20 protein-coding genes are annotated in these 19,702 nt (G+C 43.3%); 9 read left to right on the top strand and 11 right to left on the bottom strand.

Annotation, left to right across the window (positions count from 1 at the left end):
* Positions 1-159: 159 nt before the first annotated feature.
* Positions 160-585: a MaoC family dehydratase gene (locus A6049_RS00695; RefSeq protein WP_063562754.1), complete on the top strand. Its 426-nt coding sequence runs from the start codon at positions 160-162 to the stop codon at positions 583-585.
* A gap of 101 nt (positions 586-686) precedes the next feature.
* Here the strand turns inward: A6049_RS00695 and ppsA are convergent, their stop codons facing one another.
* The 3 genes from ppsA to A6049_RS00710 form a co-directional block, all read right to left on the bottom strand.
* On the bottom strand, positions 687-3,302 hold the full coding sequence (ppsA, locus tag A6049_RS00700) for a phosphoenolpyruvate synthase (protein ID WP_063562755.1): 2,616 nt from the start codon (positions 3,300-3,302) through the stop codon (positions 687-689).
* A 357-nt stretch (positions 3,303-3,659) separates the two neighbouring features.
* Complete coding sequence (locus A6049_RS00705) at positions 3,660-5,399, bottom strand: HAMP domain-containing sensor histidine kinase (RefSeq protein ID WP_063562756.1); 1,740 nt, start codon at positions 5,397-5,399, stop codon at positions 3,660-3,662.
* A complete protein-coding gene (locus tag A6049_RS00710) occupies positions 5,396-6,148 on the bottom strand; it encodes a response regulator transcription factor (RefSeq protein WP_240321268.1) in 753 nt (250 codons plus the stop codon). The genes A6049_RS00705 and A6049_RS00710 overlap by 4 nt, the downstream gene beginning before the upstream one ends.
* A gap of 154 nt (positions 6,149-6,302) precedes the next feature.
* On the opposite strand from A6049_RS00710, the gene A6049_RS00715 reads away from it, so the two are divergent.
* Complete coding sequence (locus A6049_RS00715; RefSeq protein WP_063562757.1) at positions 6,303-6,614, top strand: YbjQ family protein; 312 nt, start codon at positions 6,303-6,305, stop codon at positions 6,612-6,614.
* 336 nt (positions 6,615-6,950) lie between these two features.
* Positions 6,951-7,916 carry a DMT family transporter gene (locus A6049_RS00720; RefSeq protein ID WP_197521381.1) on the top strand — a complete coding sequence of 322 codons (966 nt, stop codon included), beginning with the start codon at positions 6,951-6,953 and terminating at the stop codon, positions 7,914-7,916.
* A gap of 131 nt (positions 7,917-8,047) precedes the next feature.
* Here A6049_RS00720 and A6049_RS00725 read toward each other — a convergent pair whose 3' ends face one another.
* Together A6049_RS00725 and paiA are read right to left on the bottom strand one after the other, a co-directional pair.
* Complete coding sequence (locus tag A6049_RS00725) at positions 8,048-9,181, bottom strand: serine hydrolase domain-containing protein (protein WP_063562758.1); 1,134 nt, start codon at positions 9,179-9,181, stop codon at positions 8,048-8,050.
* 166 nt (positions 9,182-9,347) lie between these two features.
* The gene (paiA, locus tag A6049_RS00730) at positions 9,348-9,863 is read right to left on the bottom strand and encodes a spermidine/spermine N(1)-acetyltransferase (protein WP_063562759.1); all 516 of its coding nucleotides are present in this window, start codon (positions 9,861-9,863) and stop codon (positions 9,348-9,350) included.
* A gap of 398 nt (positions 9,864-10,261) precedes the next feature.
* Between paiA and A6049_RS00735 the strand changes: the two genes are divergently transcribed.
* The 4 genes from A6049_RS00735 to A6049_RS00750 are packed head-to-tail and all read left to right on the top strand — an operon-like array spanning position 10,262 to position 12,549.
* Positions 10,262-10,993, top strand: coding sequence for a dihydrofolate reductase family protein (locus A6049_RS00735; protein ID WP_063562760.1), 732 nt, complete (start codon positions 10,262-10,264; stop codon positions 10,991-10,993).
* 36 nt (positions 10,994-11,029) lie between these two features.
* On the top strand, positions 11,030-11,347 hold the full coding sequence (locus tag A6049_RS00740; protein ID WP_063562761.1) for a carboxymuconolactone decarboxylase family protein: 318 nt from the start codon (positions 11,030-11,032) through the stop codon (positions 11,345-11,347).
* Between the two features lie 21 nt (positions 11,348-11,368).
* On the top strand, positions 11,369-11,764 hold the full coding sequence (locus A6049_RS00745) for a cupin domain-containing protein (protein WP_063562762.1): 396 nt from the start codon (positions 11,369-11,371) through the stop codon (positions 11,762-11,764).
* A gap of 38 nt (positions 11,765-11,802) precedes the next feature.
* Positions 11,803-12,549, top strand: a complete 747-nt coding sequence (locus A6049_RS00750; RefSeq protein ID WP_063562763.1) for an SDR family oxidoreductase — start codon at positions 11,803-11,805, stop codon at positions 12,547-12,549.
* Positions 12,550-12,628: 79 nt separating this feature from the next.
* Here A6049_RS00750 and A6049_RS00755 read toward each other — a convergent pair whose 3' ends face one another.
* A complete protein-coding gene (locus tag A6049_RS00755) occupies positions 12,629-13,279 on the bottom strand; it encodes a class I SAM-dependent methyltransferase (protein ID WP_256863550.1) in 651 nt (216 codons plus the stop codon).
* A gap of 219 nt (positions 13,280-13,498) precedes the next feature.
* On the opposite strand from A6049_RS00755, the gene A6049_RS00760 reads away from it, so the two are divergent.
* On the top strand, positions 13,499-13,921 hold the full coding sequence (locus tag A6049_RS00760; protein WP_063562764.1) for a hypothetical protein: 423 nt from the start codon (positions 13,499-13,501) through the stop codon (positions 13,919-13,921).
* Between the two features lie 148 nt (positions 13,922-14,069).
* Here A6049_RS00760 and A6049_RS00765 read toward each other — a convergent pair whose 3' ends face one another.
* Entirely contained in the window at positions 14,070-15,110 is a 1,041-nt protein-coding gene (locus tag A6049_RS00765; RefSeq protein ID WP_063562765.1) for an NAD(P)-dependent alcohol dehydrogenase, read from the bottom strand.
* Between the two features lie 182 nt (positions 15,111-15,292).
* Here A6049_RS00765 and A6049_RS00770 point away from each other — a divergent pair, with 182 nt between their 5' ends.
* The gene (locus A6049_RS00770) at positions 15,293-15,706 is read left to right on the top strand and encodes a MerR family transcriptional regulator (protein ID WP_063562766.1); all 414 of its coding nucleotides are present in this window, start codon (positions 15,293-15,295) and stop codon (positions 15,704-15,706) included.
* A gap of 94 nt (positions 15,707-15,800) precedes the next feature.
* On the opposite strand, the gene A6049_RS00775 is transcribed toward A6049_RS00770, so the two are convergent.
* From A6049_RS00775 to A6049_RS00790, 4 genes are all read right to left on the bottom strand, one after another.
* Positions 15,801-16,280 carry a DUF6530 family protein gene (locus A6049_RS00775; RefSeq protein WP_063562767.1) on the bottom strand — a complete coding sequence of 160 codons (480 nt, stop codon included), beginning with the start codon at positions 16,278-16,280 and terminating at the stop codon, positions 15,801-15,803.
* 104 nt (positions 16,281-16,384) lie between these two features.
* A complete protein-coding gene (locus tag A6049_RS00780) occupies positions 16,385-16,744 on the bottom strand; it encodes a GIY-YIG nuclease family protein (RefSeq protein WP_063562768.1) in 360 nt (119 codons plus the stop codon).
* 35 nt (positions 16,745-16,779) lie between these two features.
* Positions 16,780-17,988: an MFS transporter gene (locus A6049_RS00785; protein ID WP_063562769.1), complete on the bottom strand. Its 1,209-nt coding sequence runs from the start codon at positions 17,986-17,988 to the stop codon at positions 16,780-16,782.
* A 426-nt stretch (positions 17,989-18,414) separates the two neighbouring features.
* A complete protein-coding gene (locus tag A6049_RS00790) occupies positions 18,415-19,635 on the bottom strand; it encodes an MFS transporter (protein ID WP_063562770.1) in 1,221 nt (406 codons plus the stop codon).
* Positions 19,636-19,702 lie beyond the last annotated feature (67 nt).

Below are 19,702 nucleotides of genomic sequence, written 5' to 3' on the forward strand. Positions count from 1 at the left end.
TTATTAAGTTTGACAATCCTTTTGTTACTGGAAATTTATCCAAGTCACCAGAAAGAGACCTGATTACACTTGCTTTATTATGCCCTAGCATCTTCATAAAATGACTACTTGCCTTGAATTCAACTTATCCATTAGAGTAGATATTGGAGGTGTACATCATTGAAATTTAACGAGTATGTTATAGGCGAGACCTATAGAACAGAGTCTATTCAATTGTCAAAGAAAGATATTATTGATTTTGCAAAAATATATGACCCTCAATATATGCATATAGATGAGGCAAAAGCCAAAGAAGGACGCTTCGGCAGCCTCATTGCTTCGGGTATGCAGACGATGAGCACGTCCTTCAAACTTTGGGTGGAACTCGGGATATATGGAGAAGATGTTATCGCAGGAACCGGCATGAATAACATAAAGTTTATCAAACCTGTGTTTCCAGATGATGAAATCAATGTTCTATCCGAAGTGATTGAATTGGCTCCAAGAAGAAGCAGGGGTGGAATTGTTACCGTGCTGCTCACTACTTTTAATCAAAATAATGAGAAGGTTTTTCAGGCAGAATTAAGTGCTCTGATTAGCAACTGAATTTGTTCAATTCGTTTCCGTTGTTGACTTTGAAAACAAAAACGATCGCACATCAGGTCTGATGCGCGATCACTGCTGTACAATCTCAATTCGTGTATCATTTACAATATTTCGATATATCCTTCTGTTCCATGTACCCGAATTCGCTGCCCATCTTTTATTCGATGAGTTGCCTTCTCCACTCCGACAATGGCTGGCAAGCCATATTCACGCGCAATCACAGCTCCATGGGTCATCAGTCCACCCACTTCGGTAACTAGGCCTTTTATAGAAACAAATAATGGTGTCCAGCTCGGATCAGTATAGGGAGTCACTAGTATATCTCCATCTTCCAGATCCGCATCTTCAATATTGAAGATGACACGTGCACGGCCCTCTATCACTCCGGAAGAAACAGGCAGGCCGACAATGGCTTCGGCTGGCATATTTTCACGTTTATACTGACCTGTAATGATTTCACCATCAGACGTGAGCACGCGAGGTGGAGTTAGCTTTTCATAGATTTTATAATCGTCTTTCCGTTGGGTAATGATCTTCTCATCCAGTTTATTGGTGCGTACAACTTCACGAAGTTCTTCAAAAGTGAGAAGGTATATATCCTCTTTTTCGGCAATAACACCGGCTTGTGCAAGTCGTTCGGCTTCTTTCAATAAAGCCTGTTTATATACGAAGTAACGATTGATCATGCCGTATTTGGGATATTCCCGATAACCGATGAAGTTGCGAACTAGGTCAATCATTCGTTTCGTTTCCTTGGCTTTTTGTTCACCATCAGGCAATAGCTTCAATCGATCCAATATTTCCTTTTCTTTCTTCAATGCTTCCTGTCGTCCCTGCTCAAATTTTCGTTTGCTTGCATTAGGCTTAAAGTTTCTGATGTTACCCAGAATCAACGGTACAAGTGTAATGGGTTTTTCAATCCAACGGGTTCTGGTCAGATCGATTTCTCCGGCACATCGCATTCCGTATTTGTCCAGATAATCCTGGATCGCTTCCCTTGTTTCCTGTCCACCCTCAACCTTAACCAGTTCATCCATAAAGTCATCCTCTTTCACTTGCTGTAAATAAGCAATGACTTCAGGATACGGACGAATCACATCTGCAACATCCAGTAATGCCAGACCCATTTCCGAAGTGATATTGTTAGGTACAGATTGAGACAGCGTATCTGCTGCATTTTTCTCACCCAACCACTCTTTCATGTTTTCATTGATCCATGCTGAAGCATTCATGGCAGTCATAAATACATTTGAACTTCGTGGGTCAGATAGAAATCTCTTCAATTCTTGCAGATCTTCAAGGATAAAATCAAACAAATCCAATCCAGACTTATTTTGGATGTTACGTTTTAGCTCTTCTACTGAGGCTTGATTGCTTGTAATCAATTCAAAGACGATAGTCGATTCATTTTCAATATGTGCTTGAAAACCCTCAGACGCGCTCGGTTTATGGTGATTACGCGGAGTTGGTGCTGGCTGATCAACAGGTAACGATTTTATGAAATTCCCGCGCTCGATTACAGTTGTAAGTGCGTCCTTAAGGAGCGGATCGGATTGTCCCATGGTATTTATGAAGTTTTCTCTCATGACAGGCGAAGCTAGCCTAGGCGTAATATCAACAAACAATCTTCCACCAGCTATACGCATGGGTGCCGGAGTCGTTAATAGAAAGAAAGATAAGCCCAGCGGTTTCATGGGATCAGTCATCATTTGTTGATGACCCACAGATAGGTACACATGATTTTCTTGGTCACTCGCTTCAGGGATCGGGTATAACGTTGTGATTGGCCGACTTTGGACAATATAAAACATATCATCCGCCAAACACCATTCAATATCTTGCGGGAAACCAAAATGAGCTTCGATCTGTCTTCCTATCCGTGCCAGTTCTAAAATTTGTTGATCGTTAAGTGTTTGCGTCTTTTGCAGCACGGGATCGATCTGATGTGTATACGTTCCACCTTCTTTCCGTCCATAGATACCCAACGTTTTGACGGCTATCCTCTTATCGACAATTTCACCTTCCCGTACTTTATAACAATCAGCAGATACCAAGCCGGACACCAGCGCCTCACCAAGTCCAAAACTGGCGTCGATAGAAAGCAGTTTCCGGTTGGATGTGATCGGATCAGCCGTAAATAAAATCCCTGAAGCCGTTGGGAAGATCATCTTTTGAATGATAACGGACAAATAAACCTGACCATGGTCAAATCCATTTTGCATACGGTAAATTACCGCGCGATCGGTAAACAGGGAAGCCCAACATTTGCTGATATGATGCATAATTGATTCTTTCCCAATGATATTTAAGTAGGTGTCTTGTTGACCCGCAAAAGAGGCATGTGGTAAATCTTCAGCGGTCGCACTGGAACGCACTGCATACGCACGGCCCTCTCCAAATGTGGAGAGATAATGAGCAACTTCTTTTTCAACATCGACTGGAATGTCTGCGCCCAGAATAAGTTCCCTGATCTTCCTGCTGATTTCACCAATTTGCTCTCGTTCTTCTACTTTCAACAAGGTTAATTGATCCAGTAAAGCATGATACATTTCATTTTGTTCAATGGCTTTCTGATATCCAACGGTTGTAACACAAAATCCTTCAGGGACGTAAATTCCTTCAATCTTTGATAACTTCGCTAGATTTAATCCTTTTCCACCAACGAGTGCAAGCTGCAATTTTTCCATTTCATGAAACCCGATAACCAAAGAACTCATTCCGAATCTCCCCTAACTAATAAATTGAGAAAAAAACATTTGACAAAGAGTTTACCGCCATGATAAGATTTAAATATAAGATAAGATATTTATGTCTTCGATGTCAAAAGAAATGTAATCTGATTATATCATTGTGTTTGTTTATATACAATATCGAAGAACTTGGGATAATTACCCAGGTTCTTTTTTGATTCAAATAATATTAATCCCTATAGAAACATGGCTCTCCTCAACCAGATCACTGTCGTGAACATGTTATGTACCACAGATGTTGAAGCCAACAGAAAAAGCAACCTGCCCTCAAATGAGGTTGGGCTGCTTTTTTTCAGTAATCGCCTTTTTAAGACAGTAAACATTTCAACAGGGTAACAAGATCTCAATTTTCGTACCTTGCCGCACTTTGGATTGTACATGAATTTCTCCGCCGTGTGCTTCCACGATCGTTTTGGCGATACTCATCCCTAGTCCAGAACCTGCCGTCGATTCCTCTGTATTTGTTCCCCGATAATAACGATTGAACAAATGCTGCAGCGTTTCCTCATCCATCCCTTTCCCATTATCAAATACGCGTATACATGCCTTATTGTTCATTCTGCCGATGGAGACGGTGACGTTAACGCCTGGCGGGTTATGCTTCACGGCGTTGGACAGCAAGTTATCCATTAACCGCAGCAGCCAGGTTTCATCAGCCTGTACCCACAAGGGACGCTCCTCCCCAACATAGTGAAACTGGTATTCAGACAGCGTAGCGTCATTGACATACTTCAGCACGGAGCAGCGCACCAGTTCAACCAAATCGATTTTTCGAATCTCCATAATCGAATCGCCCTGCTTAAGCTGATGAATCATGGAAAAGTCAGAGATCAGCTCAAGCATATAATCCCCTTTTTCCCGGATCGTCGCCCCCATGGTACGCATCTCTTCTCGGCTCCATTGTTCCGGTAAACTCTCCAGCATATATCCATACCCTTGAATGGTGGACAGAGGTGTGCGCAGATCATGTGAAATTCCTGACATCCATTCTCTTTGATCTTTCTCCAGCCGCTCGCGCTCCTTCTCGGTTTGGGCCAATTGATCAGCCATTTGGTAGAAGGATTCAATGACTTCCTTATAGAGCCTGTATCGGTTTCGCATCGTGCCATTGGAGCGGAATATCTTGCGTTTGTCCTTGGCGGTAAGTACCTGATCGTACTGCCCCCGCCCCATACGTTCGAACCAGCCTGCGAACAAAATCAGCGGCTGACCGTAACGGTAGCCATGCCAAATCGATAAGGGTACTGCCAAGAGAAGAGCTAGACCTGCAAACCACATAAGTCTGCGCGTTGCCGTATCCATCGCTGGATGTTTCAAAGGGCCACCCGCTGGATTGGGCGTATAAAGAATCCAGGTCATTCCACTACGCTGGTCCCGATGGGCGACTATATTGGTATCATAGTTGCTGGGCGATTGCTGGATTGCCAGAATGTCCAGTGGACGGTATCCCTTCTGCAAATACGTTCCATCACCGATGGCTTGTTCGGTATGACCCGTGGAATTAATTACCTGGAGATAACTGCCGGTTTCACGCAGTCGCTGATCCAGAAAGGAAAGCTTTTCGCTAGATACCATGCCTTGCTGCCCGTATTCGTCGAACCAGGCCTTGAGCTGATTAAGGTCAGAACTTTGGTAGCCAAGGATATACAGAACCGGCACATTAAAGGCAAAGTTCAGATGAGTTTGAACAGCATACGTCCCAAGTGTCCGTGTCTCCTGAATATCGAGCAGTTGGGCGATTGAGTATGATGGCGACAGCCCATCATGCGTATCTGTATTTACTTCGTAAATGACCCCTCCTTCGGCATTTACAACCTGCATCCACATTCCTTTTTCCTCAATGAGCTTATCCCACTTGGGGGAGATTTGAATGGTCCCGTCTTTTGAAGAAGCTTCTTGAGCAATCAGTTGTAAGGCACCCACCGGAAAGTTCCTGCGCAACTCACTATTGGTCGTGTTTTGAAAGAATATAATGCAAGCAATGAGAGTAATCGCCAGAATGATCAGGGCATAAAAGATCAATTGATACGTGAAGTGAAATGTCATGCGCTGTTGTATCTTCATTGCTCCTGAAACTCCTTTGACAGCTTGTAGCCGAGCCCGCGTACGGTCAGCAGCAGCTTTGGATTTCCTGGATCGATCTCGATCTTCTCTCGTATGCGCCGAATATGTACCATTACCGTCGAGTCATCTCCCTGTCCGTTGATCCCCCACACCTGATCATAGAGCTGTGTTTTGGAAAATACGACTCCCGGAAACTTGCAGAAATGCAGTAGCAGATGGAAAACCTGTGCAGGACAAGGGACAGGTTGTCCCTCCACGATTAACTCGCCCTCCGCCTCATTCACGGTGAAGCGTCCGAATCGGTAAACCCCTGGTTCAGGGCGTTTCAACTGACTCACAGTTGGAGCTTCAGGCTCTAAACGGCGTATGCGCGCCTGAATTCTTGCAGCTACCTCCAAAGGATTGAAGGGCTTGGTAATATAATCGTCCCCGCCCATGGCGAATCCTCTCAGCACATCGAGATCGGATGCCTTAGCCGTCAGAAACAAAATATGCGGATTTCCGTATTCACGGAGCTTGGAACAAAGCTCCAGACCACTCCCGTCCGGGAGCGTGATGTCGAGCAGGACAATATCCGGGGCAACGCGCTGTACCAGATCGAGAGCTTCCGCACAGGTGGAAGCATCGTACAGCTGATGAAACCCTGCCCTGCGAAGCACCATTTGCAGCATGGTGACAATCGAGGGTTCGTCGTCGACAATTGCAATTTTAATATCCGTTTGATTGGTCATCGTTTTCACCCATTTCATAGTAGCATACTCACATTAACAGAACCTAAACGGCTTGGGCAAACTTAAACGATTGTTCAGCAACTCGTTTAGGCTCTGTTTCAGTAACGCTGTTAGCATAGGAAATGAGAAATCTGATTCGCGACAAATCTATTTTATTTTAGGAGGAAAACATTTGATTATTACAACAACAGCAGTAATTGAAGGTTCCCCGGTTAGACAGTATATCGGCGTTGTAACCGGTGAGGTCATCATCGCTGCCAATGTCGGGAGAGACTTTCTCGCTTCATTTAGAGATCTTGTAGGCGGCCGTTCTCGTACCTATGAGAACAAGCTAAGAGAAGCAAGAGACGCTGCCTTTGAAGAGATGACCGAGCAAGCCGCAAAGATGGGAGCCAATGGCGTAATCGGTGTGGATCTGAACTACGAAGTTGTTCGTCAAGGTATGCTCATGGTCGCTGTCAGCGGAACGGCAGTTATTATCTAAACTTCAACGGCATTATCGCGCTGTCCTAAAATAATCCTCACGCTTTATCAATTCACAATAAGGAGCTTACATGCAAGTGAAAAAAATCACGGCTTCAATTCTGTCCTTATGTTTACTTACCTCAGGGCTTTCCTCCGTTCATGCAGCAGAAAAAGTGATATCCGTATCATTAAATGGCGAGTCAATCCAGTTTCACAGCGTTAATTATAACCTCTTAGTCTTGTTATGAAACGGAATTTCATTTTTTTTGTTACAGCTACTCGCAGTTTGTGATATGGTCAGTGAGGTGCGATCAGCCCGTACACATTTACATATCATGCGAGGAGAAGATTGAAAGTGAATGAAATAAAAGCATTGGAGAACCCGAACAAGTTTAGTGATCCTTTATTTGTGACACTAGTTGCAAGTTTATGTTGCTTGTTATGGGGGAGTGCCTACCCGTTTATTAAGCTTGGATATAGTGCTTTTGATATCTTGGCAGAAGATATTCCATCCAAATTTGTATTTGCGGGTTATCGATTTATTTTAGCAGGATTACTGCTTCTATTCCTGTTTCGTGTCATTAGTAAACGGAAATTTGAACTGTCTGGACGACAATTTTCAAGCTTAATATTGCTTGGCATGTTCCAAACGGGTCTGCAGTATATGTTTTTTTATGTGGGTGTAGCCAATACGACAGGTGTCAAAGGTTCGATTATGAATGCGACAACGACCTTTTTCAGTGTTGTTCTAGCTCATTTTTTATATAAAAATGATAAACTGAGCAAAAATAAAATAGTCGGCTGTTTGCTAGGATTTATTGGCGTAATTATTGTGAATTTCCACTCCAATCTGCTGGAATTCTCCTTCTCTCTCACAGGTGAAGGTTTCGTTATTATGGCGGCTCTTATTTTTTCCATTACGGCCATCTACGCAAAGCACTTGACAGGCTCCATCGACGTCCTCGTTATTACTGGAGTTAGCCTGTTTGTAGGCGGACTGGCACTCACCATACTGGGACTCCTGCTTGGCGGCCGGGTTACACATTTTACACTCGAATCAACGGGTATCTTGATTTATTTAGTTTTACTTTCATCAGCTGCATTCTGCTTATGGAATCTACTTCTGAAATACAACAAAGTGGGGAAAGTATCTGTGTATAACTTCCTTATCCCTGTCTTTGGTGCATTGCTATCGGCGTTATTTTTGGGAGAAACGATTTTGGAATTCAAAAACCTAATTGCATTGCTCTTTGTATCCATCGGTATTTATATGGTTAATCGCGTAACCTCTCGAAAGTTCTCAAATACCCTGGAACCTTAGTTCAAAAAGAAAAGGAAAAAATAATAACAGGGGCGCGACATTGCTCGCGTCCCTGTTTGTTTCCAATTGTACGAATACTCAACATCAAGTCGTTGAATTAAGCAAATGCCTCGTCAGAATCCACTCCCGCATTACAAACAGGAGTAAACGACATTACGCAAGCGGCGATGAACATAAGGCTCCTGATTGTTCAGCAGATGCTGCGCATACATGACCGTGAGTTCAGAATCTGGATCAATGATGGCCATGCAGCCGGCAGCACCACTCCATCCAAATTCACCAAGTGGGCTTAACGAACCGCTGCCCGCTTTGGAGATATGCGTGCGCACACCCAGTCCATAACTATACCCTCCCATATGATCCCAGGAGTAATCATCACGGGTCAGATCGTTCAGATGGTCTGTGCGCATCAGCTCAATTGATGCCTGTGACAGAATGCGCACGCCTTGCGGACTGGTCCCGCGTCCAGTCAGAGCGTTCAGGAACAGTGCATAATCGCTAACGGTGGACAACAACCCGGCACCGCCGCTCTCCAAATCCGTTCCTACCCGGAATCCGTTTCCGTCCATTCGTACGGCTTTTTCAAGCTCATCATTGTAAGCATACTGGGGAATCAGACGGGTCTGCTGTTCATCGTTCAGGTCGAATCCCGTATCGTTCATACCTAGCGGTCCGATAATTTCTTCTTGCAGATATTTACCAAAACGTCTACCACTCACAACCTCCACCAAAGCTCCGAGCACATCGTGACACATGCTATAGTTCCAATGCGTACCTGGCTCAAACAGAAGTGGTTCCTTGGCGAGCGCTTTCGCAAATTCTCTTGTCGGTAATGTTCCGTTGGTGCTCTTCACAGCTTCCTGAATGCTTGGCGAGCCAACATCATAGGAGAACCCGGCAGTCATCGTAAACAAGTCACGTACTGTAATCGCCATTGTCGCTTTTTCCAATCTGACCTCGCCGCTCGATAATGTTTTCTTCACCGCCATCTCGGCATATTCCGGCAGATAGTCAGATAACGGATCGCTCAGCAGCATTTGCCCTCTCTCTACAAGTTGAAGCGCTGCCACACAGGTCATAATTTTCGTCATGGAGTAGAGATTGAAGATCGCCCCATCGCCGATGGGCGTTTGCTCCTCCAGATTAGCGTAACCATTCCGGTAACGGAAAACGGTATCATTTTGATGCATCACAAGGACCTCTGCCCACGGAATTCTCCATGATGTGATGCGATCAATAAATGAAGCAAGCGGTTTAAAGTCCATATTTCCCCGTCCTTCTATGTAGAATCGTTATCAATACACATAGTGGATCTGTGTTCATGCACATGGCCCACATAGTATTAATATACGACCATTCACATGCATTGACCATATCTAATAGTAAGCAACGTTTAAACAATCTGTACATTTTTTAGGATCGGTACGATTACTAGAGTGTCTTGACCATGATAAAATCGATTTGTTCCTCATCCCCCATGTAAAAAGAGTGTGAGCCAGTCTGAACAAACCCCATCTTCTTGTAAAAAGCAATGGCATTGTCATTCTTTTCCCATACGCCAAGCCAGACTTCCTTCTTTTTGTGCTCCAATGCGGTCTCCATCGCTTTATTTAGCAGATATTTACCCAGTCCATGCATTTGGAATTTTTTCCTGATATAAATTCTCTCAATTTCTAGTGAAGCATCACTCATTTGTTCGGATTGGGCGCCCTCTCTGTTCACCTTTAGATATCCGGCAAGTTCCTTATTGTAATAGACGAAAAAGATGTCTGAGCAGCTATTAGACAGTTCATCTTCCAACTGTTTAGCGTTAAATGCTCTTTCCAGATAGGCTCTCATATTGTCAGGGGAATTCTGATCTTTGAATGTATCGTTGAATGTTTCTATACTTATTTCTTGTAGTTTTTGTAAATCCTCGCGACTGCATGCTCTTATTTCCACGGTCATTGTGATGTATCTCTCCTTATATGAATCAATTACTTATTTGAAAACACTTCAGTTTTTTTGTTGCAAATACAACATTTATTATGTTCTTAATCTACTCTAATTTTGTAGAGTTTGCAACATAAATTAAGTGAGACGAAACAGGTTGAAATACAAGGCAACTCAAAAACGTTTTGTACATACTATCTTGACGTTTATTTACAATCCACACCTCTATGTTTATTAATGAACAAATTTAATGAATCTAACAATTGATTCTACGATTCTCTCTTATATAATAATAGATAGATGTTCATTATTGTATTAATGTAAATTTAATTACACATCAAAGTAATACTACAGTAATGAATAATATTCACTTTTCCCCCTGCAATCCATTCATGTCGAAAGGAGATGCTACGATGGACAGACCCTATACGATTTGTCATATGCTTAGTTCAATAGATGGCAAAATTATCGGCGATTTTCTGGAAGATGATCGGTCAACCTACTTCATTAAAGAGTATGAACGTATCCATGACCGCTACGAGTGTAATGCTTGGATGTGCGGACGAGTCACGATGCAAGAACATTTTGCACATGAATATATTCCTCCACCCAATCAAGAGAAACAGTCCCCGATTCCTCGAACGGATTATGTTGCGCAGCAAGACATTGGAACTTATGCCATCGCCGTAGATCCACACGGCAAATTGGCTTGGACCCATAACTATATATCCGAAGAGAATGGCAACAGAACAAAGGATCACATTATTGAGGTGCTGACTGAACAAGTGCCCGATGCTTATCTCGCATATCTACAGGAATTGGGCATCTCTTATATCTTTGGTGGAACGAAAGAGCTTAATGTTGTGACGGTTGTAAAAAAACTGAAAGCATTGTTCTCCATCGATCGATTATTGCTTGAAGGCGGCGGTGTCTTAAATGGTTCTTTCCTGAATGAAGGTTTGATCGATGAGTTAAGTCTCGTATTCGTTCCTTTTGCAGAGGCAAGCTCTCCGGCTTTGACCATCTTTGAGAAGGGTTCAAGTTCCAAAGAAACCTTTCCCGTTCATTTTGAATTGATAAGAGTCGAACAAATGGAACATAACGGATTGTGGATGACTTATCGAGTAGAAGGAAATTCTAAATAACTCTCAACCGAATTACGAATGGAGGATCACATAGCTATGGAAAAAAAACAAACTGCTGGAAGAGATATATTAGGTGAGTTTGCCCCGAAATTTGCAGAGTTGAATGATGATATTCTGTTTGGCCAGGTATGGTCAAGAGTAGAAGAATTATCTAGTCGTGATCGCAGTATGATTACCGTCTCTGCACTTATTGCCGGTGGAAATTTCGAACAATTAACCCCACACCTTCACAAAGCAAAGGAAAATGGAGTAACTCGTAATGAAGTGTCTGAAATGATTACTCATCTTTCCTTCTATGTGGGCTGGCCGAAGGCATGGTCTGCGTTCAATATTGCAAAAGATATTTATAAATAAAAAAGAAAGTAGGGAACCATTATGACAAACGAACATTTGAGTAACAGCACCATCTTCCCACTCGGAAAGAAAGTAGAAGCCAATTTTATTGGAGATGCGTATCTGGAGATGGTCTTTACAGATGAAACTCCACTTAACACTAGCATTGGAAATGTCACTTTCGCGCCAGGAGCACGCAATAATTGGCATTCGCATGCTGTAGGTCAAGTGTTACTTGTTACAGGTGGTGAAGGCTGGTACCAGGAAGAAGGTAAACCCGCACGATTGCTTAAAACCGGAGATGTTGTAAATATTCCTCCTAACGTGAAGCACTGGCATGGGGCAACAGCCGATAGTTGGTTTGTGCATTTGGCTATGACACCTGGACAAACCGAATGGTTAGAACCTGTGAATGATGAGTGGTACGACGCGCTCTAAGGAAAGAATCTGATCCAAATGAAAGGAATGAACTGAATATGTCTAATATTGAGGGTAAAGTTATAATTCTTACGGGAGCATCCAGTGGAATTGGAGAAGCTACCGCGAAAGTTCTTGCTTCAAAAGGTGCCAAACTGGTATTAGCAGCTCGTCGGGAAGAGCGTTTAGTACAATTACAAAAAGAAATTCAGAACAATGGCGGTCACGCTATTATCAAACCAACAGATGTGACTTCGCAAACTCAAATGGAAGACTTGGCTAAGTATGCACTAAGCGAATTTGGTAAAATCGATGTTCTAATCAACAATGCAGGAATCATGCCTCAAGCCTTTCTTTTCAAGAAAAAAATTGATGAATGGGACAACATGATCGATGTAAACATTAAAGGTGTCCTCTATGCTATTGCAGCGGTTCTTCCGTCCATGAGAGAACAGAAATCGGGTCATATTTTGAACCTTTCCTCTGTTGCTGGACATAACATATATCCGGGTGGAACTGTATACTGTGGAACAAAGCATGCCGTTACAGCAATCTCCGAAGGCTTGCGTCAGGAAGAAGCCATGAGCGGCACCAATATCAGAGTTACTAATATTTCTCCAGGCGCTGTCACCAGCGAGTTAGTGGAAACGACAAGTGATCCTGAGTCCAAAGCAGGTTTAGATGAGTTCTACAAATCCGCTATTGATGCCGATAACATCGCACGTGCAATCGCATTTGCAATTGAGCAACCATCGGATGTAGCAATTAACGAAATGATCATACGCCCAACGGTTCAAGTCGGTTAATGGTATTGATTTACTCAAAAAAAGGAACGAATGCAAGCTTCTTATCGAGGCTGCTTCGTTCCTTTTTTATAGTATACACTTACAATTTTCGAGCTGTCACTATAGGCTGGTAATAACCTGTGTCCGCAGGGAAATGCCACTCTACATCCATAAAACCAGTCGCCCTTAATACGTTGTTCATCTCTTCTCGCAACAATGCTCTGTACGGTGTGCTATTATGTTTTGTTTTCCATTCACCATTCATTTCTTGCACAATAAATTGGTTTGTCGTATACGTTTTCCCATCGTCGGCCCAGTCCCATACCTGAAAAACAACCCTCTTCCCCTTATCTAAAACACGCGGCTGCGTGGTTGATGGTCTCTCTTTTACCAATGCATCATAGTCTCTTATAGTAGCAATGAACAAGCCATTCCGATTAAGCTTTGTATATATATTTTGAAAGGCCTTATGTAAATCTCCGTCTGTAAGTAGATGTGGAATAGCATTGTCTGCGGATAGAACGATATCAAAAACTCCCGTTAGATCTGTATCCAACGAGCGAAAGTCGGCTACCCCAAAGTTTATGTTAACTCCGCGAGATGCGGCTTCTTTCTCAGCTCTTTTTACGGAATCAGGACTTACGTCAGTCGCACTTACGTTATACCCGTATTTCGCCAGTCCGATTGCTTGTGTACCTATACCACATGAACAATCCAAAAGTGAAAGGGTCTGGGTAGTAGAATGAGTCAACTTGGATTGGATGACTTGATCGAGAATTTGCGCTTGCTGTAAAATGGATTGATTCCAATCCCCCTCAAATGGTCATATTTCATGCTCATTACATTACCATACTTGGAACGATTCTGCCCGTTAGTTAAGATGCCTTTTTTTTGATTATATTCAGAAGTCCAAGCATACTAGTAACCTTTGAATATATTATCCTATCCCACTCATTAGGAGGTAGATTCAATGACAACTTTTCTTGATGCAAGAACATCGCAAAACGCAAGTTTGGCTAACTCGATTGCTATTCCGATTCTGGTAATCAACGCGCCGCAATTGTTTGGACAAATTGGTCTTCAAACAGCAGGTGCAGGTACTAACCCTAGAGTTCAATTTAAAGGAACGGTTTCTGTACAATTACCATTAGCTCTTGTCGGAATAACGATCACCATTGTAAGAGGTACCTTGTCGACTGACCCTGTAATTTACTCAGCAACTTCAACATTTGATTTGAGTCTTTTGGCTCCTCAAATCATTACGTTCTCTGCGGATGATTTCAATCCGCCAATTACCCCTCAATTGACATACACTGCATTCGTAAGCTCCAACTTGCTGGGTACGATCCGTGTAGGTCCTGAGAACTTTGATGGATTCGTCGTTTCAGACTAATACGACAGCTCCTCTTTCTAATCCTTTCACTCAGTCTCCTTCATCATAAACGAAGAAAATCCAATCGCAATGTTATGAGCGATTGGATTTTCTAATTTCTAGGTATAGATCAAATGGTAAATGTCTTTACCGACAACTTTAAAACAATTTAAATTGTGCTAGTGTCAATTACGAATCTGTACTTCACATCAGAAGCTAATACACGTTTGTATGCTTCGTCAATTTGGTCAGCTGAAATGACTTCGATCATAGGAACAATACTATGTTCTGCACAGAAATCAAGCATTTCCTGAGTCTCACGGATGCCACCGATCATTGAACCTGCAAATGAACGACGGTGACCGATGAGGGACATCACATTTACTGCCAACGGCTCCCCAGGAGCACCCACATTAACCAACGTGCCATCCAGAGTGAGCAGTGAGAAGTATGCATTGATGTCGATATTTGCACTTACCGTGTTAATAATCAGATCAAAAGACCCGGCGAGTTTTTTGAACGTATCTGGTTCACTTGTGGCATAGTAATGATCTGCCCCGAATTGCAAACCATCCTCTTTTTTCTTCAATGATTGTGACAGAACAGTTACTTCTGCCCCCATGGCATGTGCAATTTTGACAGCCATATGACCCAGACCGCCCAGACCTACAACCGCTACTTTTTTACCTGGTCCCGCTCCCCAATGATTCAGCGGCGAGTATGTTGTAATACCTGCACATAGAAGAGGTGCAGCGACATCCAGCTCGATGTTATCCGGAATACGAACGATGAACTCCTCAGTTACGACGATGTGAGTGGAGTATCCACCTTGTGTAGGTTCGCCGTACTTATCAACACCCGCGTAGGTGGGAACATTTCCTTTGAGACAATACTGCTCTTCTCCTTGGCGGCAGTTCTCACATTCGCCACAGGAGTCAACCATGCATCCAACTCCTACTCGGTCACCAACTTTGTACTTTGAAACTTCGGCTCCCACATCTGTAACAATTCCTGCGATCTCATGTCCAGGTACGAGCGGATAGTTTACGGGGCCCCATTCGCCGTGAGCAGTATGGATGTCAGAATGGCAAATGCCGGCATATTTAATCTCGATCAGGACATCGTGCAAATCCAAATCGCGTCGTTTAATCTCAGCCGCCCGGAATGATTGGTGCGGACCGTCAACAGCTCGTGCTTTAGCAGTTATCATCATAAAACCTCCTAAGATTGTCATTCTTCCTTTTCTCTTGCAAAACTATCTTAATCCCTCTAGTTAACTCTAGGTCAAATGTCTTTTGAAATTTTGACATCCTGCAGCCTGCGTGGTAGAATCCCAAAAGATAATCCTAGAGTTAGCTCGAAGTCTATATTAGTACGAAAAGGGGAAAATAAATGACGTATTCAATTAGCGAGGTTGCTAAAGAATTGAATCTAACCGTATATACATTGCGCTACTATGACAAGGAAGGACTCATGCCCTTTGTAGAGCGTACCCCTGGCGGAGCACGAAACTTCAAAGAATCAGACATCGATTTTTTAAAGATCATTCAATGTCTGAAAGCTACCGGGATGCCGATCAAGGATATCAAAGATTTTATTGCATGGTGTTCCGAGGGGGACTCCACCTTGCAGGAGCGATATGACATGTTCACCGAACGCAAGGCCAGTGTAGAAGCGCAAATGGAAGAACTTAGAAAGACCATGGAAGTTATTGAACATAAACGTGCATATTACAGGACTGCTCTCGATGCTGGAACGGAAGAGATTCATCAAAGCAAGAGAATGGGAAATTTCATTGCTAACTAATTACGTTATATTTAACTCACAAAAAAAGAGCCTAAACGTCTATAGACGTTTAGGCTCTTTTTGCTCAATCCACTTCAGCAATGACGTTTTCCTGTTAATAACCCATATCCTTTAATATTTTGGATAATGTGCGCAAACGCTCGCCAATCATTTCATCGTCATCACTCAGAGCTTGGCTGAACAGCTTAATATCTTCATTTATTCTCTCATTGTCCGTACAGATCTCCACGGACATTGCATCCCCTTGCAGGCCAACACGATCGATGACAGGCTGCTCTGGGTCATATAAATTCTCATATCTATAGGCCTCGCGAAAATGTTCCAAAGACCGACAGATCAGAATGGACAAATCCAGCACGCGATGGAGAGGCAGTTCCTCAGATTGTCTGGACCACTTTTCTCCAGTGTATCTCCATACTTTCGCTGAAATATCAACCTTTCCTCTATCGTTCCACTGGGCCAATCCCAGGGAAAGACCTTTTGCGTCCGTGTTTCCGGCCATTCGGCCATCAACCTTTTCATAATTATCCGAGACGATAACAGGTTTATGTTTTAACGTTGTAGGTATTTTCAATTACATTCCCTCATTCCGTTTACCTTTTTACTAATTTACTAAACGACGGTTTCATCTTATCTTGATTTTCACTGTTAGTCAAATTCGTTTCCTGTTACATTATTTTAATTCTGTGGAGGTCTATTATAGCCCTTGTCTCCGTAAGGTTGTAACTTCTGAAGCCACGGCTTCAGGATTTGTTTTTGTTCCCAACGTATATCCGTCACCTTATCGATGTCCTTCTGTTCCAGTACCTCATAAGTGAATGCGTCTTCTCCGAATTCTCTCCACTCTTTTTGTAACTCGGCATTTGCAAATCTTCCTTGATCCAGTTGCATCTGCAGCGTAAACCATTTGTTTTTCAAGTTGGGATAGCTGTCGATATAGATTTTACCGTTTTCTTTGTTTTTAATTTGGGCTACACCCATGTATGTCTTGATCTGCTTGTATTCCTCCAGTAGCTCCCTGCGCTTATTCATATCCATATCTCTCTCTCCTTATCGTTTCGATTCCCTTTCCGTCATGATGATGGAGTTTCCTCGGCTTTACTTCTCCTTTCAATGACAATAGGGAGCAATAGTAGCGCACCAATAATCACAAAAACACCACTCGCTATAAATACACTTAGCAGGGAAAACGTATCCTTGAGATATCCTGAAGTAAGCATGCCAATCACCATCATTCCCATAAAAATCGGCATGATCGCTCCAGATACCCGGCCAATAAATGCCCCTTCCGTATTCCGCACAAGAAGCGTCTGAATTCCCCCCTGAATACACGGGAAGAACAAACCGCTGATGACGAGCAGAATAATGGTTAACCAAATTTGTGTTGATGCGCCCATTCCAACCGTACAGATCGCACTAACAAGTAAGCCGACTAAAAGCAATAACTGTGGCTTTACTTTTTTAGCGATCGCCATGATCACAGCACCTCCGACCAACATGGCCGCCCCATTCGCCATCACCAGCCATTGTAAGAACTCTTTGTCCTGACCCAAATTTTCAATGACAAGAAAGAGCTGAAGCGGTTGAGTTAGTCCTGATGCCAAACCAACTGCCGAGAAGGTTAATCCAAGTGTTCTTAAGGATTTATTCGCCCCGATATAACGCAGGCCATCCGTGAGCTCTTTAAGGAAGCCGCCACTATTACCTGATTTCTCCTCCTCTACATCTCGGGGAAGCGATAATAATACGAGCGAAGAGCCCAGAAACATAACTGCTGTCAGGATGAGGGATACGCTAATGCCAAACTTAATGAAAATAAACGTGCCGATGACCGGCCCCAAAACCATAAAAACAGCAACAAGCGTTTGCGACATGGCCATGACACCCTGCAATTGTTCGGCTGGTACATGCCGTTTGTACAGTTTCATCGCCGAAGGCTGAGAAAACTGTGACAAGCTGGCAGAAACGAATGATCCAATCAGAAGTGCAATCCAGCCACCATTCATGACCGCAAGCAATACAACACCAACGGACAAACCTGAGAATAAATCGCTCCATACCATTGTTTTTTTCGGCCGCCATCGGTCGGCAAAGGTACCGCCAATCAGGCCAAATATAAAGATCGGTGAGAATTCCGCTACGGAAATCAGTGAAATATCAACGGGATTATTATGCGTCAATTCTGAAACATAAAGAAGAACGGCATAATTCCGGATCCAGATTCCGAGCTGCAATAGAACTCGGGAAAGGATAATTGTTCGAACATATGGATTGGCAAACATTTTAATACCCCATATCCTTTAAGATTTTTGCTAACGTGCGCAGCCGTTCCCTATTCATTCCATCATAAAGCAACGGCTTCTTTCATTTTCCCCCTCCTATCCATCAACTTTTCATTTAGTAATTTACTAAATTACTAATTTACTAAATCACGGCTTCATTCTATACAGGATATCTCCCTTCGTCAACCGTTTTTTGAATACTTTCTTTTCACTTCTGTTTTTGAACAATAAAATGATCGATGGGAAAAGGGTGCTGTTCATCTCATTTCTACTGTAATTTTTGGGCAAGAAATGTATCCAAAAAAACAAAAAAGCCGCTAAAATTAGCGGCTTTCCGTGCTCGAACATGTATGATTATGTCGTTTCAATTTGCTACCTCAATGAAAATTCACACTTATGGAGCGAAGAAGCAGCCTTCAGGATTTACTAATTAGTACTTGGAATCGAGTAGTCTACTATAGGAGCGGTGGCTGCTTCCGGTTTCAATTGAATGGATCGCTGGCAGATCGCTGTGATCCCAAAAGCCATCAGAGCTAGGATCACAGCTACTGGTGGTACCCACTTCACACCCCCTAAACTGACAGCAAGTCCGCCAACTCCGGAACCGATGGCTATCCCCACGTTTGCCGCCACGGGCAGCAGCGTGGACGCGAACGGTCTGGAATTCGGCGCGATCGCTCCGGAGACGTCGAACAGATAGAGCTGGGACGCTGCGCTCATGGATGATGACAGGCAACCGATCAGGAACAGGAACGCCAAGCCCAGCCATAGATGAGACACAGTGAAGCTGAGTCCCAAAAAGATTGCAGCTTGAATGACGAAAAGCCACTTGAGCTTGGGCAAGAAATCTCCTTTGGCTATTTTGGCACCAATCCAATTGCTTAGTATGCTGCAGGCACCGTATATGAGGAGTACAGCGCTAATCCAACGTGTAGGTATACCCATGGACTGTCCCAGTAACGGAGTGATATACGTAAAGATTACAAAAATACAACTGTTTCCAAGAACCGGAATCAAGCAGGCCAGCAATATACGCGGCTTCATAAATAGCGCCATCTGATCACTGAATGAACCGGCAATGGTCGTTGTTTGTCGCGGAAGAATCCGGAACATGAATATGAATGGCACGACCCCGATGCATGCCGTAACAACAAACGTCATGGACCAGTTCAGATGCTGTCCAATGAAGGTTCCGAGCGGGACGCCAAGCACATTGGCGATGGAAAATCCGCCCAGTATCCAGGCGATCGCTTCCCCTCTTCGTTCCCGGTTAACTGCGTCGCTTGCAATCGAGATCGAAAGCGATATCGTAAGTCCGCATGCAACAGCTGAAACGATCCGAATAACCATCAAGGAATAGAACGTCGTTGAGAACATGGTAAGTACGTTTAAGGCAAGCACGACTGCAAACCCAATTAAAATGGAGTTTCTTCGAGGAATTTTGGCCAAGAAAGCAACAGCAAACGGTGTTCCGATCGCATAGGCAATGGCGAAGCCCGATACGAGCGCACCTGCGGCAGCCAGCGATACTTTCAGATAGGTTTCGATTTCCTTCAATACGCCTACAATCACATATTCGGTTGTTCCCAATACAAAGCTAACTAAGGTAAGTGTTAAAATAAGTAAATTTTCTCTTTTTCTAGTCAAAAATAAGCCCTCACAATTCTCTCTAATGTTGCAAGCGTTTCATTTTCTTAAATAGATTCCATTCTTA

Origin of the sequence: Paenibacillus sp. O199, from assembly GCF_001636635.1 — a bacterium.
GTDB lineage: Bacteria > Bacillota > Bacilli > Paenibacillales > Paenibacillaceae > Paenibacillus > Paenibacillus marchantiae.